The organism is Paenibacillus terrisolis (assembly GCF_056171975.1).
Map to the genome: position 1 here is coordinate 1 of NZ_JBKFGG010000020.1, position 22,486 is coordinate 22,486.

The following is a 22,486-nucleotide window of genomic DNA, read 5'->3' on the forward strand; positions in this document are numbered from 1 at the left end:
GTCACCGGTACGCTTTGAACAACTGTACTATGAAAGGGTTGCTTAAATTGAGCAGTGTCCACTTTTTTGACAGAAGAGCAAAACCTAACTGCAAACATACTTGCCGACTATAATAAGGGTATAAAATGGCGCTATTTTCGAGATTTGACGTCATATGAGGAGAATAAGGCCATAAAATGGTGTTATTTTCAGAAGATCGGGCATTTTAGTGCGAGTTGGAGCTCCTGTAGTCGAAATAGCGGTAAAAAATACCCTTATTCAGCTCGATTTTATGAAACTGGGGAGAATAGCGGTAAGGAGTGCCCTTAATGTTTTGTGATGGCGCGCTGGGTTGCTCTTATCGGCACACAATGGTCCGGTAGGCAACATCAAGTCATTAACAAGTACTTCATAGTACTTCACATAAACTATAATAACCGGAAGTGCGGCGTAACCCAACCACACATACACTCGCCAAGCTTCGAGAAGAGAGAGGGGACCAAGAGCATTGAAACACATGAAATGGGCCGGCCTGTTGCTGGCGGTATTGATGGCAGGCACTTTATTGTCGGGCTGTGGATCGTCTAAAGAGACGCTGAACATCTACAGCTGGGCGGATAACTTCGACGAGGACGTTTTGGCGGATTTCGAGCAGCAGTACGATGTGAAAATCAACTATGACGTGTTCGCCAACAATGAGGATCTCTTGGCCAAAATCAAAGCGGGCGGCGGCGGTTACGACGTAATTCAGCCTTCCGATTATATGGTTGCCACGATGATCAAGCAGGACCTGCTGGCTCCGCTGAATATGGCGAATATTCCGAACTTCGCCAATGTGGCGGATACGTTCAAGAATCCGTCTTTTGACCCGGGCAATAAATATTCCATCGTTTATACTTCCGGCGTAACCGGAATTGCGTACAACAAGAAATATATCAAAGACGATATCGACAGTTGGGACGATCTCTGGAATCCCGCCTATAAGGGCAAAGTGATCCTGCTGGACGATAATCGCGAAGTGATCGGCATGGCGTTGAAAAAAGCCGGCTATTCCAACAGTTCGACCGATGAAGGCGAAATTACCGCAGCTGTAGACGATTTGAAGAATTTGCTGCCGAACGTGCTTGCTTTCGATACGGACAACATCAAGCAAAAGATGATTCAGGAAGAAGGCTGGATCGGCACCGTATGGTCCGGGGACGCCTCGTACATCGCCAAAGACAATCCGGACGTAGCTTATGTGGTTCCGAAGGAAGGCGGCACGATCTGGGCGGACAACTACGCGATTCCTAAGGGCTCGAAACATCAGGAACTGGCCGAGAAGTTCATCAACTACATGCTGGATCCGAAAGTCAGCGCCAAAAACTACGAATCGATCGGGTACAGCGACCCGAACACGAAAGCTATGGAATTCCACAGCGATGAGTACAAAAACGACAAGATGATCAACTTGTCCCAAGACGAATTGTCCCGGACGGAATGGCTCGGCGACGTGGGCGACAAGCTGCAATTGTACGACCGTTTCTGGACGGAGCTCAAGAGCGGACGGGAGTAAATTTCAAGCGAAATGTCCCGGATGATCTATAAGATTCATTACGCAAACAGCGATGCGAGTTTACCTTGGTATAAGCCGGGGTACCGCATCGCTGTTTTTTCTGCCCGGAAATAGCATGATTTTTAGTATACAGGGTAATAATTGGGTTGGGGTAATTATAAAAGGGGTGACAACCAAGATGAAACGAAAAACATGGAAATGGGTAAGCCTATTGGCAGCGACAGCTCTGTTATTCCTGAACATAGCGGCGATCGGCCCGGCATCGGCCGGCGCAGCCGCAGATGCTGCGGTGGAGCGCACAGCGCCGGCGGCGACGGATAAGGTTAGCGTCAGCTTAAAGGGCAAGCCGCTCAGGCAGCAGGGAATCAAAGGCGAGGAAGGCGTGTTGGTGCCGCTGGACTTGATCCGCAAAGGATTGAAGCTGCCAGTCAAATATGACCGCGGGCAAGGAGTCTACACCATCAAGCGGGGCAATGTCACCGTTCAGCTGCAACCTACCAACATTGGCGCCAAAGCCATCGTCGACGGCAGTACGCAGGTGCTTCCTTACGAGTGGAAGGAGGTTGACGGGAAACCGTATGTATCGATCAAAGTCCTGACCGATCATCTGGGCTATACGATGCAGCAGGGGACAAATACGGTGAACCTGGTACCGCATAAACTGAATGATATCAAGATCACGACCCAGACGATTTCCAAATCAATCCCCGAAGCTACCATTAAGGTGGAATACCCACAGGTAAGCGGGCTTAAAAATAAAGCGGCTGAGCGGAAAATCAACACCGAGCTGAAAGCCAAGGCCGACGCGTTTGTCGCGAACTCCGAAAAAGAGGCGAAGTCCAATCAGCCTTCCCCAAGCGGAAACAAGTACGAGTTCATCGGCAATTACACGGTGACCTATAATCGCGACGGCATCCTGAGCCTTCTTGAGCAAACCTACGCCTATACCGGAGGAGCCCACGGCATCAGCGTACGCGAAGGGCTGACCTACCGCCTCAGCGACGGCAAGCTGCTGACGCTGGATGAACTGCTGCGCGCCAACCCGAACTACCGCTTAGTCGTCGACCCGGAGATCGCCAAGCAGCTTGAACAGACGGAAGGCTACTTTGGAAACTTCAAGACGATTGGTTCGAATCCGTCCTATTACGTGAAGGACGAGGGCGTCTATATTTTCTTCCAGCTGTATGACTATCTGCCGTACGCGTTTGGCTTCCCGGAATATTATTTCCCGTTTGCGAAGCTGCTGCCGCCCGGCGCGAACCCGTTCGATTTTGGGCGATAAACCGAATATAACCGCTTAACGGCAATGGCCGGCTTGAGCTTAGCATTATCGCCGCCCCGAGGAGGGTAGTTCCTGTCATGGACGCTCCCTTGGGGCGGCTTTTTGATCCGGGCGAGCCCGGCAGAAGCCGGTAGAACCCGGAATCGGCGAACGTAGGCGGCCGGGCTTACCCGATTTCGACCGGAACCAGCTTGAATCCGGTGACGTCGGCCAGCCCGCGATTGGTGATCCGAAGCTCCGGAATGACCGGCAGAGCGATCAGCGAAAACGTCATGAACGGCGCGTTCAGCATGCAGCCCAGGCTTTGCCAGGCGGCTTCCAGGCTTTTGACCTGAGCGACGACCGTATCCAGCGGCTGATCGGACATCAGTCCGGCGATCGCCATCGGCACCGCGGCCAGGACCTGACCGTTTTCCACGGCGATCATGCCACCGCCCAGCTTCGCCAGCTCGTTGGCGGCAAAAGCCATGTCTTCGGGGCTCGCGCCCATCACGAGCAGGTTGTGGCTGTCATGCGCCACGGTGGAGGCCACAGCCCCGCGCCGAAGTCCGAAGCCGCGGGCGAACGCCAGCGATATCTCGCCGGACCCCCGGTGGCGGTCGATGCAGGCGAGGCGGACGATGTCCCGATCCGGATCAGGCTGGATGCTGCCGCCGTTAACCGCCAGCTTCGCCGTCGATTTGGCGGTGCGGGCGCTGTTTTCGATCACGTCGATCACGTTGACCAGCGTCTCTGTTCCCGTGCTTCGGCTCGGCAGCAGAAAGTCGCCGGGCACAAGCGCCCGCGCCAGATTCATCGATTGGCGGGCCCGCTCGGGATACCGGTATGCCGGAAACCGGCCGATGATCTCCCCGTTTTCATAGACCACACGTCCATCCGCAATGACGGTCGAAGGCTCCATGCGCTGCAGATCGTCGATCAGCAGAATGTCCGCGCATTTTCCCGGGGCAATGCCGCCAAGATCCCCTTCCAGCTTGAAATAACGCGCCGTATTAATCGTCCCCATCTGAATGGCGGTAACCGGCGATACGCCTTCTTCGATGGCCCGGCGCACCACATGATTCATGTGGCCTTTTTCAACCAGGGTTTGCGGATAAGCGTCGTCCGTCACGAGCAGGATATTATCCGTGCCCACATGATCTTCAGTCACGACCTTGATGACTTCCTTAACATCCTGCCAGGCGGAGCCTTCGCGGATCATAAGGTACATTCCCAAGCGGAGCTTGAGAAGTCCCTGCTCTCTGGTTACCGTTTCATGGTCGGAGGTCACTCCCGAAGCGATATATGCCTGAAGCATCGGCTCGTCATCGCTGGGAAAATGGCCGGTGACGGTTTTACCGGCTTTTATCGTGGCGGCGATTTCACCGTGCATTTTGGGATCGCCGTAAACGACGCCGGGGAAGTTCATGACTTCTCCGAGACCTTCTACGCCCTCCCAGGTCATGCCGCTTTCAATGTCGTCCACATTCAGCGCCGCACCGGCGTCTTCCAGATCGTCGGTGGCCGGAACGCAGGACGGGTAGGTGGTGTACACCTTAAGCGGCAGCCCGCGCCCCTCCTCGTGCATCCAGCGCACGCCTTCGTTTCCGAATACATTGGCGATTTCATGCGGATCCATAAATACGCCGGTCGTGCCTTTGGCGAGCGCTGCTTTGGCAAACTCGGTTACCGACAGCATGGTGCTTTCCACATGCATGTGACCGTCGAGCAGCCCTGGGGCAATGTATCTGCCGGAAGCGTCGATGACGGTCGTTTCGTCGCCGATGGCCCTACCGACATCCCCGACAAAAGCAATCCGCCCCTGGGTCACGGCGACGTCCATATGCGGCAGCAGTTCGCCGGTGTACACGTTGACCAACGTACCGTTTTTGACGACCAGGTCAGCCTTTTTTGCCCCGGTTGCAACCTCGGCCAGGGCCCGGCTGACTTCGTATAGTTTTTTTCTCCCCGTATGGTTCATCTCAAACTCGCTCCTTTACATCCGAATATTAGTACTATGATAACAAAACAAGACATACTTTGGGGAGTTTTTGCGAAGATAATCCGGCTGTTGTTTCAACGGTACCTTTACAAGCCTGAATCCGTGTGCTATACACTAATTAGCCAGCTAATTAAATGGAGGTGGAATTTGCCTATGTCGAATCACGAAATTCGTGAACAACTGCTTCGGGTAGCTGCCCAGATCCGCCGAAACAACGCCGAAATGCTGCGGTCCGTAGATCTATACGTCGGGCAGGATCAACTGCTGTGCCAGCTTTGGAAAGAGGATGGGGTAACCCAGTCTCAGCTGTCTGAAAGACTTGGTTGTGAACCGCCGACGGTCACGAATATGATCAACAAACTGGAGAGCAGAGGCATCGTATCCCGCAAGCGCGATGAAGCGGATGGCCGGGTATCTAAAGTGTATGTGACTCCGGAGGGACGGAGTCTGCTTGAGCCCGTCGGGGAAATCTGGAGACGGCAGACGGAAAAACTGCTTGAGGGGCTTTCGTCCGAAGAGGTTTCCGTTATGGAAAAATTGCTGCAGCGAATGGAGAAAAACCTTTCCTGAGCTTTTTTTTCATCCTAATAGTTAGCTGGCTAATCAAATCCGTTAAGGAGTTGATAGGTGTTGAGTAACTCGAATATTCGTGTGGGCATAATCGGAGGTTCCGTCAACAACGGATGGGCGAAAGGGACGCATGTTCCGGCTGTGAAGCAGCTTCCTGGGCCGGAGCTTTCGGGAAGACAGATAAAGCGGCCTCAAGTCCATTGAATTCAGGACGGAGGCCGCTTTGTTCTTGGCATAGTTTAGAGACAGTTGTTTGTTCCGTCTCCAAAAACCCTCTATCGGATTTATGAAATTGCCCCTGTCGGACCGATTTTCTCGATGACTTTGTCGATCAGGCCGTATTCTTTTGCCTCGGCGGCGCTCATGAAATTATCGCGATCGGTATCTTTTTCGATTTGTTCAAACGATTTGCCGGTGCGTTCCGATAAAATTTGATTCAGCTTGTCGCGCATTTTCAGGATGCGGCGCGCGCGGATTTCGATATCCGTGGCTTGACCTTCGGCTCCGCCCAATGGCTGGTGAATCATAATCTCGCTATTTGGCAGCGCGTAACGCTTACCCGGTGCTCCGGCATTCAGCAGGAACGCGCCCATGGAAGCGGCCAGGCCCACGCAGATGGTGGAAACATCGGATTTGATGAACTGCATCGTATCGTAAATCGCCATGCCGGCCGTGATCGATCCGCCGGGGCTGTTGATGTATAGTGAAATGTCTTTCGTAGGGTCTTCGGCATCCAGGAACAGCATCTGAGCGATGATGGAGTTGGCGACAACGTCATTGACTTGGGAACCCAGGAAAATGATCCGGTCTTTGAGAAGTCTCGAGTAAATGTCGTAAGCCCGCTCGCCGCGGTTACTTTGTTCTACAACCATAGGAATATAACTCACTGATAAAACCTCCTTAGATTCCATAAGTATATTTTGGACCTGCTCAATCGGTTCGGTCAATTTCATAATTGACGGAAACAGGCGGGAATAACCCCATCATAAACAATTTGCGCGAGAAAGTCAAAGAAAGTCAAACTCAGGATATAAAAAAAGCCGGATCACTTGATTCCAGGCGTTTGTTCGATGCTGCAAATGAAATTATATGGCGCGCCCGCGAGGAATCGAACCTCGATCTCAGGCTCCGGAGGCCTACGTCATATCCATTGGACCACGGGCGCAAAGTAAATTAGCGTAACAAAAATGATTATATGTCATGAGGGGAAATAATGCAAGTGGAAGTTATTTACTTTGCTTCGGCATTGCGTACGGCGAATCTTTGAGGAATGTCCATGTGATAGTTTGGGAGGCAAAATGACGATCCAACTATGGTGTTCAACTGTGATGAACTAACTGTAATGAACTGAACTAACGACGATGACCCAACGATGATGAACTAACTATGATGAACTAACTATGATGAACTAACTATGATGAACCAAACATATGGTGGGTTTCGGCTCCTGACGCTGTGAACTATGGTGAGCAAAACGCTGCAACTAAATGCATTGGCAAGGGGGATGCTTCCCCTGTATGAGACTCTGCGAGACTATGCCTAGTCTTGAGCTAATTAAAAAGGCTAACGGACTGAGGATACGTTATTTTGGCGGAATCGCACCGAAAAAAATTCTAACGGACTCAAATGCGCTTATTTGCCGGAAAACCCCCACAGCGCCGACTCAGACCCCCAATTAACGTCACCTGAGTCCGTTAGCGCGAAAATAGTTAAGAAAACGAGCGAATAGCGTCTACTGGGTTCGTTAGAAGGGCAAGTTACTCTTTGAGGAACAATGCAGAGAATCGCAAAAGACATCATGCGGCTCAACGCTGCAAAGAGCATCGCAAAGAACACCATGCGATGCAGCGCGATGCCGTACCCGTAGACGCTGTACTCAAAAGCTAAGAAGCACAGGTGAACAAAGTGTATGCATCGGCGTAAACTGCTGCGAGACTCGCAGTAAACTGAAGCCTGAGTTAACCGCAAGGCCACGCTTCTGTTGGCCTTGTAAGCTTGAGTCTTTCGCAGTAAACGGCAGCCGAACCAAATGAAACTTTTACGTAAGCCACAGCGTTAGCCGCGGCGTGAGCCTTGGTCCAAACGGCGGCATGAGCATCGACGAGAATCGTGGTGTGAAATTTGATGTGACCGCGAAGTGAGTCCGGTGTAAACTGTGCAGCAATCTGCATTGTATCAGTATAGTGATTTGTATTATGATTCTAAAGTAACTTTAATCTACAGAAATTCGCAGCGCGGTTGACAGTATGAAGCGTTTGAGTATGGTAATAAACATGGGAATGAGCTGAAGGATGCGTAAAACGATGCGTTTGTAATGTACAAGCGGAGCGTGAGCGCACGAAAAAAAGCATTGCCATGAAAACGCTTCTATGGTAATTTAATAAACATAAAAACGTTTTTATCGCAAAGGACGAACTGTTATGACCAAGGTAACCATCAAAGACGTTGCCAGAGAAGCCGGAGTTTCGATTTCCACGGTTTCCAATGCGCTCAACGATGTTGACGTATTGAATCCGGAGACGAAAGCGCATGTGCTTCAGGTTGCTAGGCGTTTGAATTACACACCGAATTTGAACGGCAAGCTTCTGAAATCGGGCAAGACGAAAATGCTGGGCTTTTTTACCACAAGCGTGTCGGGGCCTTATTTCTATATTCTGGTTGAATCGATGGCAAGGGAATGCGACCGGATGGGGTACGGACTGAACGTTTTCGTGACCAAGGATAAGCAAGTCATTATGAGCAATATTTTGGGGCGCCGCGTGGACGGTGTCATTATATACGAAGAGCTGAAGATCGACGAAAACGATATCGGCGCCATGGAGAAAGATAAAATCAAGGCGGTGTTTCTCGACCGTGTTTTCCAGGGCGAATCGATGGGGAGTGTCATTTTTGATTCTCGTGTAGCGGGGTACGAAGCGGCCAAATACTTGATCAGCCTGGGCCATAAAAAAATCGCCTATATTTCCGGCGTAAGCACGATGTTCGACAGCGAGGAACGGAAGGCGGGATACCGGGCCGCACTTGAGGAGTATCAAATTCCGTTCGACGAATCGCTGGTGCTGCAGGGTTATTTTGAGGAAGAGGGCACTTACAACGCGGTGAAATCCTTTTTGAAAATGTCTCCCGAAAAAGTGCCGACCGCTTTCCTGGCGGGGAACGACCTTAGCGCGATCGGTTGTATCCGGGCTCTAAAATCGGAAGGTTTCGAGGTTCCAACCGACATCAGCGTAATGGGCTTTGACGATATCGATATCGCCAAATATTTTTCACCGCCTCTGACAACGGTGCGAAACCAGATCGCGAGGCAAGGAATTCTGGTTATCGACCATTTGGTGAACATGATCCAAAAGAAAGAAAAAGGCAAAGTTCAAAAATTGGCTGGAGAGCTGGTCGTAAGGGGCTCGAGTCAAGTAAGGATGGATAGGAATGATTCTGTCTGAACGACAGGTCATTCCCGGTCCTTAGCATATACAGATACATAAAAGGGGGATTTTTTTGCAAAAAAATAAAAACGTTTTTACGAAAATGGTCGTTTTTTCGGAAAGTTTTTAGAAAGTGCATAGAGAGGAGCGAAAACATGGCGAAATTATCCGCGCCATCCGAAAATGCGTTAACCCCAAGTATTTCAAGCACTAAGAAGCCTATGGGCCAAAGAATCAAAGAGTTTGTCATCGACTTCGGCAGACAATGGGAGCTTCAATCCATGATTTTGCCTGGAATCGTTTTTATGATTATTTTTAGCTACATACCGATTTACGGGTTAACGATCGCATTCAAAAATTACACCGTTATCGATACGCTCAGCTCTGCTCCTTGGGTAGGTCTGGATAACTTCAAAATCATCATGTCCGACAAATATTTTTGGGACTCCGTGATAAACACCCTGGGGATCAGCTTTTTGAAATTGCTTATCGGGTTCGTGATTCCGATTATTCTGGCGATCATGATCTACGAATTGAATATGGGGCGCTTCAAAAAGATCGTTCAAACCGTTTCTTATTTGCCTCACTTTTTGTCCTGGATCGTTCTCGGCGGGATGCTGATTACCTGGTTCTCTACGACCGGACTGTTCAATCAGCTGCTGCTGGATTTGGGACTGATTTCGAAGGCGCAGAACATTTTACTGGATCCGGGGAAATATTGGTGGATCGCGACTTTTGCCGATATTTGGAAAGAAGCCGGCTGGGGCACGATTTTGTATCTGGCGATCATGTCCAAAATCGATCCGACGTATTACGAAGCGGCGAAAATCGACGGCGCAAGCCGGATCAGACAAATCTGGAATATTACGCTTCCTAACATGAAGATGATTATAAGTTTAAATTTGATCCTAACTGTAAGCGGTTTACTCGGCTCCAACCTGGATCAGGCGCTGGTCTTGATGAATTCGCAAAACCGCGAAAGAGCGGAGGTCATCAACTCCTATGTGTATCGTATGGGGATGACTCAAGGGGACTTCTCTTACGCAACGGCCGTTGGTTTGGGCGTTTCTATCGTATCCGTCATTCTGCTCGTTGCGGCCAACAAAGCAACCAGCAAATTAAACGATAACCAATCGGTGCTATAGAAGGGGGCATTTAAGTGAACCGGAAGGTCGTTAAGGGAGATCTCGACAGCCGCATTTTTGATACGGTGAATGTTATCTTGCTATTGATTTGCACCATCATTATCGTGATTCCGCTTTGGAACGTCATTATTTCGTCCTTCAGCTCGGGCAAATCGCTCGCGGCGGGCGGCTCTATATTTTGGCCGGGAGAGTTTTCGCTGGAAAATTACCAGGCCGTGTTCCGGGATTCAAGCATTTGGCAGTCTTTCATTATTTCCGTAACCAAAACCGTTCTTGGTGTATTAACGCACGTCTTTTTCTGCGCGATGATCGGGTACGGCCTCAGTAAGCAGCATGTTCGGGGCCGCAAGCTGTATGTGACGATGGGCGTTATCACCATGTTTTTCTCGGGCGGGATGATTCCGACTTATTTGCTCATTAAATCGCTGGGACTTTTGAACAGCTTCTGGGTTTATATTATTCCGGCTCTATTGAGCTACTATGATGTCGTTATTCTCATGAATTTCTTCAGAAACGTACCGGATTCTCTGGAGGAGTCGGCCAAAATCGACGGCGCCGGCGACTGGAAAGTTTTCCTGAGAATCTTCATTCCGCTATCCATGCCGGCCATGGCGACCATCGCGCTGTTCAACGGCGTCGGCCAATGGAACGATTTTATGACCACCAAGCTGTATGTGACCAACCAGGCCCTGTATCCGCTGCAAATGAAGCTGTACGAAATCATCGTTCAGTCGCAAACGCAGGCGATGCAGAACATCGGGGGCTCGGTCGTCATCGAAACGACCACACGAGGGGTTCAACTCGCAACAATTGTCATTACAACCCTGCCGATTGTTGTGATGTATCCAATACTTCAAAGGTACTTTATCTCGGGCATGATGCTGGGGGCGGTGAAAGAGTAAAGAACACTTTGAAATGAAGCGTCAAGCGCAATTATGAAATCGATTTCATTTTAAAAGGGGAGGTTAACAAAATGAACAAAAGATTCGCAAAGAAAGGACTCACATTTTGTGCTGCTCTCATGGCGGCGATCCTGGCCATTACCGTAACGGGCTGCGGTGGCTCAGGGGGGAACTCCGCCAGCGGGAAAGCCGGCGACTTGCCTTCGATTTCGGACCGTTACACGCCGGATCCGGAGACGGCGGCTTGGAAGCTGGATAAGAAGGAAGAAACCACCGATCTGACCTGGTACGTGAACGCCGACTGGTGGAACGCCGATTTTGGCAATGACGTCGTAACGAAGAAAATCAAAGAGGATCTGAACATCAACATCAAGTTCATTAAAGGCGACGACACGAAGTTGAATACGTTTTTCGCCGGCGGGGATATGCCTGACCTAATCACGATTTTCGACGCGAACTCCCCAATCGTGCAAAAAGCCCCTAACTGGGCGCTGCCGCTTAATGATCTTGCCGAGAAATACGATCCCTATTTCAATAAAGTAGCCGCCAAGGACACCATGAACTGGTTCCAATTGAAGGACGGCAAGACTTACGGCTATCCGGACTACTCGAATACTCAGGCCGATTATGACAGCGGCAACATTCCGGCGAAAACGGCGTTCATCATCCGTAAAGACGTGTACGAAGCGCTCGGCAGTCCGAAAATCGGCACTCCTGACGAATTCAAAAGCGTTATGGAGCAAATCAAAACCAAGTTCCCTGAGCTGATTCCGTTTGGCTTCAACTCGATCGGAACGGGCACCGGTTCTTTGGGCGATGTGCTGCAGGATTTCCTCGGCGTACCGCTGGAAGACGAAAACGGCGGGTTCTACAACCGCAACCTGGACGATGATTATTTGACTTGGCTGAAAACACTGAACGCCGTTTACAGAAGCGGAGACATCAGCGACGACAGCTTCGCCGACGACGGTCCGGCATTTGAAGAAAAAGTGAAATCCGGCAAGTACGCTACGATGCTTCTTGACGGAACGCCGCAGCAAGGCGGCAACCTGCAAATCTTCATGAGCGGAAACCCAGGCAAAGAGTATATTGCCATCGACGGGCCGCAAAGCACGGTCGGGAACCAGCCGACCTTGAACCAATCCGGGATCACGGGCTGGATGATCAGCTACATTACGAAGAAATGCAAAGATCCGGCCAAAGCGATCCAAGCATTCACCTATTTGCTGAGTGAAGAAGGTCAAATGCTGATCAACTACGGTATTGAAGGACAAACGTATAAAGTCAACAGCGACGGCACCGTTGAATTCCTGCCTGAAGCCAAAGACTTGAAAACGAACAATCCGGATAAATTCAAAAAAGATTACCGCATGGGCGAGTTCATCTTCTTCGGGCATGACCGCGATAAAGCCAAGAGCAGCGACGCGTTCCCGGACAGCATCAAACAAATGCAGGAATGGGGCAAAGGTAAGCTGAAACCGCACTTTATCCTTGAAAATATCAACCCTGACGCAGGCACTCCGGAAGCGCGTTCCCTGACCGCCATCAACACGCAATGGAACACGTCGATGGTCAGCTTGATCCGCGCGAAGAGCGACGACGAATTCAACAGCACTTTGGAAGCCTACAAATCGTTCCTGAAAGACAACAATTGGGATGCGATCGTGAAGATCCGTACCGATAAAATGAAACAAAACAAAGAGAAATTGGGCATTCAATAAGCACCGACCAAGACGGAGTGGAGGGAGACACATGCTTAAGCTTTTCATCTATGAATCCAGCGGGGAGCAAGAACTGTTCGTCAGCAAGACGCCTCAGCAGCTCGCGCCGGCCGAGGCCGGGATGGCGGCTGCCGAGATCGTCATTGACGACAGCCAAGCTTACCAGGAAATCGACGGGTTCGGCGCGTCGTTTACCGATTCAAGCGCATACCTGATCCATCAGGTCTTGGATTCCGGGCAAAGAGCCGATCTGATGAAAAAATTGTTCGATTCGGAAAACGGCATCGGATTGTCCGTGCTGCGAAACCCGATGGGCGCTTCGGATTATGCCAGAACAATCTACAGCTATGACGATGTTCCGGAAGGGGATGCCGACCCGGAATTGGCCCGGTTTTCGATCGCTCATGACGAGCAGGATATCGTCCCGCTGCTGCAGGAGGCGCTCGGAATCAATCCCGACATCAAGCTCATGGCTTCGCCGTGGAGTGCGCCGGGCTGGATGAAGACGAGCGGATCGATGATCGGCGGGGAGCTGAAAAAGGAATACTACCCGGTTTATGCGGAGTATTTTGTCCGTTACGTTCAAGCCTTCGCGAAAAAAGGCCTGCCGATTTACGCCGTTACGCCGCAAAACGAACCGCTCTATGTACCCGGCCACTATCCGGGTATGCAGATGCTGCCGGAAGCGGCTGCGGATTTCATCAAAAACCACTTAAAGCCCAGCTTTGTACGGGCGGAAATTCCGGCGAAAATCCTGTGTTACGACCATAACTGGGACCGGCCGGACTATCCGCATACGGTGTTCGAGCAAGCGGGCGACGCCGTGGACGGAGTGGCCTGGCACTGGTACGGCGGCGAACCTTCCGCGCAAGGCGCGGTAAAAACGGCTTTCCCGGCGAAGGAAGTTCATTTCAGCGAAGGGTCGGGCGGAGAATGGATTCCCGCTTTTGAACCGGCCTTCTCCAATGTCATGCGCCAGGGCATCGAAATTATGCGGAACCATAGCAAATCGTTGGTGCTCTGGAACATGGCGCTCGATGAGAAAAACGGACCGACGGTGCCGGGTTTTGGCAAAAGCACCTGTCGCGGGATCGTGACGGTCAATCAGGAAACGGGCGAACTTACGTACACCCTGGACTACTACGCGCTGGCACATTTCAGCAAGCTCGTCCGTCCGAAAGCGGTGCGTATCGCGTCCTCTTCGAATCCCGAAGGCGTCCGTTCGGTCGCCTTCAAGAATACGGACGGCTCCATTGCGGTCGTGCTGTTCAACGACAGCGAGTCGGCGGGGAACGTGTCGCTGCGGCTCAAGGATACGGAGGAGGTCCTCAGCTTCCGGCTCGGATCGAAACACGCCGTCTCCGTTTTAATCAAAGAATAGGACTTTGTTAGTATAATATCCGATCCGGTTCATTTTTCGATATTGGCTTTGCTTTGATTAAAGACGCCGAAAGGCGTCTTTTTTAATGTTTTCTTAATTGAAATCGGTTAATAGGTCAACATGGAGGAGGACTAACCTTGACGGAGTACTGAAATGCCTGCAATGATGCAGGCTTTTCTTATCCTGGGAGCTCAAAACTTCAGAATACCTGCGAATATACAGTTATTTTTCTTTTTTTCGGCTCCGATTGGGGGAAAGCAGAAGAATAACTGTATTATTGCAGTTTCTTTGGATCAATGAGAGCGAAGTGCGAAAAAGACTGCATTTTTGCAGGCAATTTTATGCAGGTATTTTAAAGTCTGCCGCGTCTCTGAAAATCTAGCTGGAGGCAGCCGAGGTTTCATTGCCGATTCAAAGCGAGTAATCGTACATGCAAACGCACATACAATCCCACGTGCAAACGCACCTGCAATTGTCATGCTATCGCACGTTCAATCGTGCCTGTAATCATCGTGTCAAACGTGAATTTTTTCTCAATCTCTCACATGAAATGTGAAATTTAGCGGTGTGGCGCGGCTTTCTTTGATGCGAGGGTATAAGAGCCCGGAAGAATGAGAATTATACGGACGTCAGGCTTGCAACAGCCACAAAAATTGGTTAAAATATCAGTGGGACTTAAAAAGTTAACCCGGGACATTTTAAGGCCAAGGAGAAGGAGAGAGAAGACGAAGCTTGCAGGAGTGGAAAGTATGCGCAGGATTTTAGAGATTCAAAAGCAGCTTCTTCCTGATCTCATGGAAATTCTCAAAAAAAGGTACACCATACTTCATCAGATCATGTTATCTGACGTGATTGGCCGCAGAACTCTGGCAACTTCACTGGACATGACGGAACGTGTGTTGCGTGCCGAAACGGATCTCCTGAAGGCTCAAGGCCTGATTGAAATCGAGAATATAGGCATGAGAATCAGTGATGCGGGCAAAAAACTGCTGGAGACCATGGAGCCGGTGGTGAAAGAGATCTTCGGCTTGGCCAATTTGGAAGAAAAGATCCGTCAAGCTTACGGGCTGAGCAAGGTCGTAGTGGTGCCCGGAGATTGCGAAACCTCCCCGGTTGCCAAGCGGGAGCTTGGACGTGCGGGAGCGAGAGCGCTCCTCGGAGCCATGAACCCCGACGACGTGGTTGCGGTCACCGGAGGAACGACGCTGGCCGAGGTTGCGGATCAACTTAATCCGACGTCAAATGTATCGATGAAGCAGAGCTGGTTCGTGCCGGCACGGGGCGGCTTGGGTGAAAGCCTGGAAATTCAGGCGAATACCATTGCTTCCGGAATGGCGAAGAAGGTCGGAGCGGGCTACCGCCTGTTGCATGTACCCGATTTGCTGGGTAAAGAAGCTTATGAGTCGCTTGTCCATGATCCGAATATCCACGACATCGTGGATATGATCCGCCAGGCCCGAATCGTGATTCACGGGATCGGGGACGCAATGGAAATGGCGCGCCGACGCAAGCTGGAACCGACTATGGTTGCGGAATTGCAGAGAGATGGCGCACTCGCGGAGTCATTTGGTTATTATTTTAATGCCGATGGCGTCGTCGTCCACAAAATGCTCACCTTGGGTCTGCGTCTCGAAGACATCAAGAGAACCGACATCGTGATCGGGATCGCGGGCGGCAAGAGCAAAGCCAAAGCCATTCATGCGGTGCTTAGGTTCGGGCATGAGGACATCCTCGTTACCGATGAAGCCGCAGCCGAAGAAATCGTCGGCAATTTGGATTAGGCGATCGCAGCAGCAGAACATTTTTAAGATTCAGTACCGTTTACTCATGACGGGCTTACTTGGCTTGTCTTGAATAATAAAAAAACAAACACTGGGAGGATCTATCAATGAGTGTAAAAGTAGGTATTAACGGTTTTGGACGTATTGGACGCCTGGCTTTCCGTCGTATTCAAAACGTGGAAGGCATCGAAGTAGTAGCAATCAATGACCTGACAGATGCTAAAATGTTGGCTCATTTGTTGAAATATGATACGACTCAAGGCCGCTTCGACGGCGAAGTTGAAGTTCATGACGGCTTCTTCAAAGTTAACGGCAAAGAAGTTAAAGTTCTGGCTAACCGCAATCCTGAAGAATTGCCTTGGGGCGAACTTGGCGTTGACATCGTTCTGGAATGCACAGGCTTCTTCACAACGAAAGAAAAAGCCGAGCTTCACCTTAAAGGCGGCGCTAAGAAAGTTGTTATCTCCGCTCCAGCTACTGGCGACATGAAAACTGTTGTTTACAATGTTAACCATGAAATCCTTGACGGTTCCGAAACCGTAATCTCCGGCGCATCTTGCACAACGAACTGCCTGGCTCCTATGGCTAAAACTCTGCAAGACAAATTCGGCATCGTTGAAGGCTTGATGACTACAATCCATGCTTACACCGGCGACCAAAACACTTTGGATGCTCCTCATGCTAAAGGCGACTTCCGTCGTGCTCGCGCAGCAGCAGCAAACATCGTTCCTAACACTACTGGCGCAGCAAAAGCAATCGGCCTGGTTATCCCTGAACTGAAAGGCAAACTCGACGGCGCAGCTCAACGCGTTCCAGTACCAACCGGTTCCCTGACTGAGCTCGTAACTGTTCTTGAAAAAACCGTTACGGTTGACGAAGTTAACGCCGCTATGAAAGCCGCTTCCGATCCGCAAACTTTCGGTTACACCGAAGACGAAATCGTATCTTCCGATGTCGTAGGCATTACTTTCGGTTCCCTGTTCGACGCAACTCAAACCAAAGTGATGACCGTTGGCGACAAACAACTCGTTAAAACCGTTGCTTGGTACGACAACGAAATGTCCTACACTGCACAACTTGTGCGCTCTTTGGAATACTTCGCGAAAAAATCCAAGTAATCGCTTGGCCAATCAGATATAAACCCAAAGAGGAGCGACCTTCGAGGAACTCCTCTTTGGTTCTTGTATTACGACATTCACACACACCCATATAGAGATATAGATATAAACGCTTAGGAGAGAAATCAAGAATCACAGCCGTATCCGCGCCGTAATCCCGAAAGAGTCAGGGAATGCGCATGCGCATACCTTTAGGAGGAACGTTGGAGATGAACAAAAAAAGTGTACGTGATGTGGAAGTAACCGGCAAACGCGTATTTGTCCGCGTTGACTTCAATGTACCGATGCAAGACGGCAAAATTACCGATGACACCCGGATTCGCGAAACGCTGCCAACGATCAAATATTTGATCGAACATGGCGCGAAAGTGATTTTGGCGAGCCACTTGGGACGTCCAAAAGGCGAAGTCAACGAATCCATGCGTTTAACGCAAGCCGCAGAACGTCTGGGCGAACTGCTGGGCAAACCGGTAGCTAAAGCCGATGAAGCTGTGGGCGAAGCAGCAAAAGCAAAAGTAGCCGCTCTGAACAACGGCGACGTGCTCGTGCTTGAAAACGTACGTTTTTACCCTGGCGAAGAAAAGAACGATCCGGAACTCGCAAAACAATTTGCCGAACTGGCCGATCTGTTCGTGAACGACGCTTTTGGCGCAGCTCACCGTGCGCATGCTTCGACGGAAGGCATCGCTCATTATTTGCCTGCCGTATCCGGCCTTTTGATGGAAAAAGAACTGTCCGTTCTCGGCAAGGCTTTGTCGAACCCGGACCGTCCTTTCACCGCAATCATCGGCGGATCCAAAGTAAAAGACAAAATCGACGTTATCGACAACCTGTTGAACATCGCCGACAACGTTCTGATCGGCGGCGGACTGGCCTATACCTTCTTCAAAGCGCAAGGGTATGAAATCGGCAATTCGCTGCTCGACGACACGAAACTCGAAGCTTCCCTGGGCTTTATCGAAAAAGCGAAAAAACTCGGCAAAAACTTCGTGCTTCCTGTAGACATCATCGTTGCCGACGCTTTTAGCGAAGATGCAAACGTTAAAGCGGTTGACATCGACAGCATTCCGGAAGGCTGGCAAGGCCTTGATATCGGACCGAAGTCCCGCGCTCTTTATGCCGACATCATCAAAAATTCCAAACTGGTTGTTTGGAACGGACCGATGGGCGTATTTGAAATGGACAAATTCGCGGACGGTACTAAAGAAGTCGCTCAAGCTTGCGCAACTACCTCCGGTTACACAATCATCGGCGGCGGCGACTCCGCTGCGGCTGCTGAGAAGTTCAACCTGGCTTCCGAAATGAATCATATCTCCACGGGCGGCGGCGCTTCGCTGGAATTCATGGAAGGCAAGGCTCTTCCAGGCGTTGTAGCATTGAATGACAAGTAAAATTATTAAATTGAAAGTTTAAAAAGTCGGGTTTTCAGCACCGAGTTGACAGCATGATTTACATCGTGATCAAAAGATGACTTTTTGAACTACCTCTAAGAAATAAAGGAGTGTGCTCCATGAGAACACCGATCATTGCAGGGAACTGGAAGATGTTCAAAACCGTTCCCGAAGCAAAAGCTTTCTTCGAAGCGGTTAAAGGCAAAGCAGAGGTTGCAGGCGTTGAGAGCGTGATTTGCGCTCCGTTCACCAACCTTCCGGCTTTGGTCGAAGCTGCCAAAGGCACATCGATCAAAATCGGCGCGCAAAACCTGCACTTTGAAGACGAAGGAGCATTCACCGGCGAAATCAGCGGGGGGATGCTGAAAGAACTTGGCGTCGACTATGTCATCATCGGTCATTCCGAACGCCGCGCTTATTTTGGCGAAACCGACGAAATCGTAAACAAGAAAGTTCATGCCGCGTTCAAACATGGTCTGACTCCAATCCCTTGCGTAGGCGAGAAATTGGAAGAACGTGAAGCCGGTCAAACGAAAGACGTCGTCAAAGTGCAAACTGAAGCCGCTCTGAAAGGTTTGTCCGCAGAGCAAGCCGCTCAGGTCGTTATCGCTTACGAACCAATTTGGGCGATCGGCACCGGCAAGTCCTCCACTTCGCAAGATGCGAATGAAGTCATCAGCTACATCCGCAGCCTGGTAACAGGATTGTACGGCGCAGACGTAGCCGGCAAAGTCCGCATCCAATACGGCGGCAGCGTGAAACCGGAAAACGTTCAAGAATACATGGGACAAAGCGACATCGACGGCGCGCTCGTCGGAGGCGCAAGCCTTCAACCGGCTTCTTACATCCAATTGGTTGAGGGGGCAAAGTAAGATGAGTACTCCAAGACCAGTTGCTTTGATCATCATGGACGGTTTCGGACTCCGGAACACAGTGGAAGGGAATGCGGTCGCGCAAGCGAACAAACCCAACTATGACCGTTATCTGAAAGAGTATCCGAACACGACGCTGCTTGCTTCCGGTGAAGCCGTAGGTCTGCCGGACGGACAAATGGGCAACTCTGAAGTTGGGCACTTGAACATCGGCGCCGGCCGGGTCGTATACCAAGACCTTACCCGCATTACCAAATCGATTCGCGAAGGCGACTTTTTCGATAACGAAACGCTCGTAGGCGCGGTTCGCAGCGCAAAATCGAAAGGCAAAAAGCTGCATCTGTACGGCTTGTTGTCCGATGGCGGCGTACACAGCCACATCAACCACCTGTTCGCGATGCTGGATCTTGCGAAAAAAGAAGGCATGAATGACGTTTACATCCACGCATTCCTGGATGGACGCGACGTGGCTCCCGATAGCGCAAGAGGATTCCTAGAGCAGCTGATCGACAAGATCGAAGAAGTTGGCGTAGGCAAAATCGCTACGGTTCAAGGCCGCTACTATGCGATGGACCGCGACAAACGCTGGGAACGCGTAGAGAAATCCTACCGTGCGATGGTGTATGGAGAGGGACCCAAATATACCGATCCGATCCAAGCCGTATCCGAATCCTACGAAAAATCGGTATTTGACGAATTCGTCATGCCGACCGTCATCGTAGACGGACATGATCAACCGGTTGGACTTGTGGAATCCGGCGATTCCGTCGTGTTCCTGAACTTCCGTCCGGACCGCGCGATTCAGCTGTCCAACGTGTTCACGAACAAGGACTTCCAAGGCTTCGACCGCGGACCTAAATTCCCGACTGACTTGTACTTCGTTTGCTTGACGTTGTTTGCCGAATCGGTGGACGGTTATGTCGCTTACAAACCGAAAAACCTGGACAACACATTTGGCGAAGTGCTGGTTCAAAATAACAAGAAACAACTCCGTATTGCGGAAACCGAAAAATATCCGCACGTAACGTTCTTCTTCAGCGGCGGCCGCGACGTTCAGCTTCCGGGCGAAAAACGCGTGCTGATCAACTCGCCGAAGGTTGCTACTTATGATCTACAGCCTGAAATGAGCGCTTATGAAGTAGCCGAGGCTTGTGTGAAGGAAATCGAATCGGATGAATTTGACGCGATTATCCTGAACTTCGCGAACCCTGATATGGTTGGCCACTCCGGTCTGCTGGAGCCAACGATCAAAGCGGTTGAAGTTACCGACGAAGTCGTAGGCAAAGTGGTTAACGCCGTAACGGCCAAAGGCGGGGTTGTCGTGATCCTGGCCGACCACGGAAATGCGGATATGGTCTTCGACGAAGAAGGTCGTCCGATTACTTCCCATACGACGAACCCGGTTCCGTTCATCGTAACCGACGAGAATGTAGTGCTGCGCGACAGCGGTGTTCTTGCCGACGTGGCTCCAACGCTCCTCGATCTGATGGGACTGCCAAAACCGTCGGAAATGACCGGTACTTCGATGATCGCCAGCCGCAAGTAAGGAAGTTAGGCGTAAGGCACAGTAACAAGCAACACCAAACATAGGCTTCAAAACATTAAAATAGAGCTCGAAAAGGAGAATTTACCAAATGACTATTATTTCTGACGTATACGCTCGCGAAGTCCTCGACTCCCGCGGTAATCCAACAGTTGAAGTTGAAGTTTATCTGGAATCCGGCGCAATCGGCCGCGCTATCGTTCCTTCCGGCGCATCCACAGGTATTCACGAAGCCGTTGAGCTTCGTGATGACGACAAGTCCCGTTACTTGGGCAAAGGGGTTCTGAAAGCCGTTGAGAACGTCAACGAAATCATCGCTCCTGAAGTGATCGGCATGGACGCACTGGACCAACTCGGCATCGACAAAATGATGATCGCTTTGGACGGTACTCCTAACAAAGGCAAACTCGGCGCTAACGCAATTCTTGCTGTTTCGATGGCTGTAGCCCGCGCAGCGGCTGACGCTTTGGACCTGCCGCTGTACGTTTACCTCGGCGGATTCAACGCGAAACAACTTCCAGTTCCGATGATGAACATCGTTAACGGCGGCGCACATGCCGACAACAACGTTGACGTACAAGAATTCATGATCCTGCCAGTAGGCGCTCCTAGCTTCAAAGAAGCGCTCCGCACGGGCGCTGAAATTTTCCACAACCTGAAATCCGTACTGAAAGCTAAAGGCTTGAACACAGCTGTTGGCGACGAAGGCGGTTTTGCTCCTAACTTCACTTCCAACGAAGACGCATTGTCCTCGATCATGGAAGCTATTACGAAAGCCGGTTACAAACCAGGCGTTGACGTATTCCTCGGTATGGACGTAGCTTCCACTGAGTTCTACAAAGACGGCAAATACCATCTGGAAGGCGAAGGCAAATCCTTCACTTCCGCTGAATTCGTTGACCTGCTCGCTTCTTGGGTAGACAAATATCCGATCATCACGATCGAAGACGGCTGCTCCGAAGACGACTGGGAAGGTTGGAAATTGCTCACTGACAAACTGGGTAACAAGATCCAACTCGTTGGCGACGATCTGTTCGTAACCAACACCGAACGTCTGGAAAGAGGGATCAACGAAGGTATCGGTAACTCCATCTTGATCAAAGTAAACCAAATCGGTACGTTGACTGAAACTTTTGACGCTATCGAAATGGCAAAACGCGCTGGTTACACAGCTGTTGTCTCCCACCGTTCCGGTGAATCCGAAGACAGCACGATCGCCGATATCGCGGTTGCTACGAATGCCGGCCAAATCAAAACCGGTGCTCCTTCCCGTACGGACCGTATCGCGAAATACAACCAATTGCTTCGTATCGAAGACCAATTGGGTGAACTGGCTCAATACAACGGCTTGAAATCCTTCTACAACCTGAAACACTAAGATTTCACAGCTATACCGAAACAATAAGCTGCAGCTGCAAAAAGACCCGTCCGAGAAATCGGTGCGGGTCTTTTTTATGTGGCTGTGAATGTGGATAATTGGACGGCGGGTCGCGAAGGGCTTAAGTGGCGGAAGGACCGGAGATATGGTGGGGCCTGGGGGAACGCTCCTTTCAGGGCTTCTTCAAACCGGAAGTGTTCGTCGAAAACCGGGCGGTCAACGGCAACTAAATAGGGGCAAAAAGTACCGCTATTTCCGAAAATGAAGGGGGATCTGGCAAAATAGAGGTACGAAATGGCGTTATATCCGGGAGAAGGCTCCGAAACGGTCGATTATCGAAGAAGAAAACTGGAATAGCGGTAAAAAAGGTCCCTAATTTGAGATCAGGCTCGAAATTGACTCAAATCGCGGTAAAATATATCCCTATTTTTGTCGGATTGAAGCTGGGTCATCTGCAGAACCTGA

At 50.6% G+C, this 22,486-nt stretch carries 16 protein-coding genes and 1 tRNA gene; 14 read left to right on the forward strand and 3 right to left on the reverse strand.

From position 1 onward, the window contains the following. Window positions 1-496 precede the first annotated feature (496 nt). Both ACI48K_RS16440 and ACI48K_RS16445 read left to right on the forward strand, forming a co-directional pair. Entirely contained in the window at window positions 497-1,534 is a 1,038-nt protein-coding gene (locus tag ACI48K_RS16440; protein WP_475028812.1) for an ABC transporter substrate-binding protein, read from the forward strand. Window positions 1,535-1,712: 178 nt separating this feature from the next. Continuing rightward, window positions 1,713-2,816, forward strand: a complete 1,104-nt coding sequence (locus tag ACI48K_RS16445; RefSeq protein ID WP_475028703.1) for a PdaC/SigV domain-containing protein — start codon at window positions 1,713-1,715, stop codon at window positions 2,814-2,816. Between the two features lie 166 nt (window positions 2,817-2,982). Here the strand turns inward: ACI48K_RS16445 and ade are convergent, their stop codons facing one another. Continuing rightward, window positions 2,983-4,776 carry an adenine deaminase gene (gene ade / locus ACI48K_RS16450; RefSeq protein ID WP_475028704.1) on the reverse strand — a complete coding sequence of 598 codons (1,794 nt, stop codon included), beginning with the start codon at window positions 4,774-4,776 and terminating at the stop codon, window positions 2,983-2,985. Between the two features lie 174 nt (window positions 4,777-4,950). On the opposite strand from ade, the gene ACI48K_RS16455 reads away from it, so the two are divergent. Continuing rightward, a complete protein-coding gene (locus tag ACI48K_RS16455; protein ID WP_475028705.1) occupies window positions 4,951-5,367 on the forward strand; it encodes a MarR family winged helix-turn-helix transcriptional regulator in 417 nt (138 codons plus the stop codon). A gap of 284 nt (window positions 5,368-5,651) precedes the next feature. Here the strand turns inward: ACI48K_RS16455 and clpP are convergent, their stop codons facing one another. Continuing rightward, the gene (clpP, locus tag ACI48K_RS16460) at window positions 5,652-6,254 is read right to left on the reverse strand and encodes an ATP-dependent Clp endopeptidase proteolytic subunit ClpP (protein WP_475028706.1); all 603 of its coding nucleotides are present in this window, start codon (window positions 6,252-6,254) and stop codon (window positions 5,652-5,654) included. A gap of 203 nt (window positions 6,255-6,457) precedes the next feature. Continuing rightward, window positions 6,458-6,532: transfer RNA gene (locus tag ACI48K_RS16465), tRNA-Arg, on the reverse strand. Window positions 6,533-7,787: 1,255 nt separating this feature from the next. On the opposite strand from ACI48K_RS16465, the gene ACI48K_RS16470 reads away from it, so the two are divergent. The 11 genes from ACI48K_RS16470 (at window position 7,788) to eno (ending at window position 22,021) form a co-directional block, all read left to right on the forward strand. Further along, window positions 7,788-8,807 (forward strand): LacI family DNA-binding transcriptional regulator, encoded by a 1,020-nt coding sequence (locus tag ACI48K_RS16470; RefSeq protein WP_475028707.1) that lies wholly within the window; start codon window positions 7,788-7,790, stop codon window positions 8,805-8,807. A 137-nt stretch (window positions 8,808-8,944) separates the two neighbouring features. Beyond that, window positions 8,945-9,934 carry an ABC transporter permease gene (locus ACI48K_RS16475; RefSeq protein ID WP_475028708.1) on the forward strand — a complete coding sequence of 330 codons (990 nt, stop codon included), beginning with the start codon at window positions 8,945-8,947 and terminating at the stop codon, window positions 9,932-9,934. Between the two features lie 14 nt (window positions 9,935-9,948). After that, complete coding sequence (locus ACI48K_RS16480) at window positions 9,949-10,836, forward strand: carbohydrate ABC transporter permease (RefSeq protein WP_475028709.1); 888 nt, start codon at window positions 9,949-9,951, stop codon at window positions 10,834-10,836. 71 nt (window positions 10,837-10,907) lie between these two features. Further along, window positions 10,908-12,557 (forward strand): type 2 periplasmic-binding domain-containing protein, encoded by a 1,650-nt coding sequence (locus ACI48K_RS16485; protein ID WP_475028710.1) that lies wholly within the window; start codon window positions 10,908-10,910, stop codon window positions 12,555-12,557. 31 nt (window positions 12,558-12,588) lie between these two features. Then, window positions 12,589-13,938 (forward strand): glycoside hydrolase family 30 protein, encoded by a 1,350-nt coding sequence (locus ACI48K_RS16490; protein ID WP_475028711.1) that lies wholly within the window; start codon window positions 12,589-12,591, stop codon window positions 13,936-13,938. A 749-nt stretch (window positions 13,939-14,687) separates the two neighbouring features. After that, on the forward strand, window positions 14,688-15,719 hold the full coding sequence (locus ACI48K_RS16495) for a sugar-binding transcriptional regulator (RefSeq protein WP_475028712.1): 1,032 nt from the start codon (window positions 14,688-14,690) through the stop codon (window positions 15,717-15,719). A gap of 107 nt (window positions 15,720-15,826) precedes the next feature. Next, complete coding sequence (gap, locus tag ACI48K_RS16500) at window positions 15,827-16,837, forward strand: type I glyceraldehyde-3-phosphate dehydrogenase (protein ID WP_475028713.1); 1,011 nt, start codon at window positions 15,827-15,829, stop codon at window positions 16,835-16,837. Window positions 16,838-17,046: 209 nt separating this feature from the next. Then, the gene (locus tag ACI48K_RS16505) at window positions 17,047-18,228 is read left to right on the forward strand and encodes a phosphoglycerate kinase (protein ID WP_475028714.1); all 1,182 of its coding nucleotides are present in this window, start codon (window positions 17,047-17,049) and stop codon (window positions 18,226-18,228) included. Between the two features lie 119 nt (window positions 18,229-18,347). After that, window positions 18,348-19,100, forward strand: a complete 753-nt coding sequence (gene tpiA / locus ACI48K_RS16510) for a triose-phosphate isomerase (protein ID WP_475028715.1) — start codon at window positions 18,348-18,350, stop codon at window positions 19,098-19,100. A 1-nt stretch (window position 19,101) separates the two neighbouring features. Further along, complete coding sequence (gene gpmI / locus ACI48K_RS16515; RefSeq protein WP_475028716.1) at window positions 19,102-20,646, forward strand: 2,3-bisphosphoglycerate-independent phosphoglycerate mutase; 1,545 nt, start codon at window positions 19,102-19,104, stop codon at window positions 20,644-20,646. Window positions 20,647-20,734: 88 nt separating this feature from the next. Then, a complete protein-coding gene (gene eno, locus ACI48K_RS16520; protein ID WP_475028717.1) occupies window positions 20,735-22,021 on the forward strand; it encodes a phosphopyruvate hydratase in 1,287 nt (428 codons plus the stop codon). Window positions 22,022-22,486 lie beyond the last annotated feature (465 nt).

What these genes read in the sequence shown, in the direction of transcription:
- ACI48K_RS16440 (WP_475028812.1), top strand. Translation starts at nt 497, where the DNA reads ATGAAATGGGCCGGCCTGTTGCTGGCGGTATTGATGGCAGGCACTTTA.
- ACI48K_RS16445 (WP_475028703.1), top strand. Translation starts at nt 1,713, where the DNA reads ATGAAACGAAAAACATGGAAATGGGTAAGCCTATTGGCAGCGACAGCT.
- ade (WP_475028704.1), bottom strand. Translation starts at nt 4,776, where the DNA reads ATGAACCATACGGGGAGAAAAAAACTATACGAAGTCAGCCGGGCCCTG.
- ACI48K_RS16455 (WP_475028705.1), top strand. Translation starts at nt 4,951, where the DNA reads ATGTCGAATCACGAAATTCGTGAACAACTGCTTCGGGTAGCTGCCCAG.
- ACI48K_RS16470 (WP_475028707.1), top strand. Translation starts at nt 7,788, where the DNA reads ATGACCAAGGTAACCATCAAAGACGTTGCCAGAGAAGCCGGAGTTTCG.
- ACI48K_RS16475 (WP_475028708.1), top strand. Translation starts at nt 8,945, where the DNA reads ATGGCGAAATTATCCGCGCCATCCGAAAATGCGTTAACCCCAAGTATT.
- ACI48K_RS16485 (WP_475028710.1), top strand. Translation starts at nt 10,908, where the DNA reads ATGAACAAAAGATTCGCAAAGAAAGGACTCACATTTTGTGCTGCTCTC.
- ACI48K_RS16490 (WP_475028711.1), top strand. Translation starts at nt 12,589, where the DNA reads ATGCTTAAGCTTTTCATCTATGAATCCAGCGGGGAGCAAGAACTGTTC.
- ACI48K_RS16495 (WP_475028712.1), top strand. Translation starts at nt 14,688, where the DNA reads ATGCGCAGGATTTTAGAGATTCAAAAGCAGCTTCTTCCTGATCTCATG.
- gap (WP_475028713.1), top strand. Translation starts at nt 15,827, where the DNA reads ATGAGTGTAAAAGTAGGTATTAACGGTTTTGGACGTATTGGACGCCTG.
- ACI48K_RS16505 (WP_475028714.1), top strand. Translation starts at nt 17,047, where the DNA reads ATGAACAAAAAAAGTGTACGTGATGTGGAAGTAACCGGCAAACGCGTA.
- tpiA (WP_475028715.1), top strand. Translation starts at nt 18,348, where the DNA reads ATGAGAACACCGATCATTGCAGGGAACTGGAAGATGTTCAAAACCGTT.
- gpmI (WP_475028716.1), top strand. Translation starts at nt 19,102, where the DNA reads ATGAGTACTCCAAGACCAGTTGCTTTGATCATCATGGACGGTTTCGGA.
- eno (WP_475028717.1), top strand. Translation starts at nt 20,735, where the DNA reads ATGACTATTATTTCTGACGTATACGCTCGCGAAGTCCTCGACTCCCGC.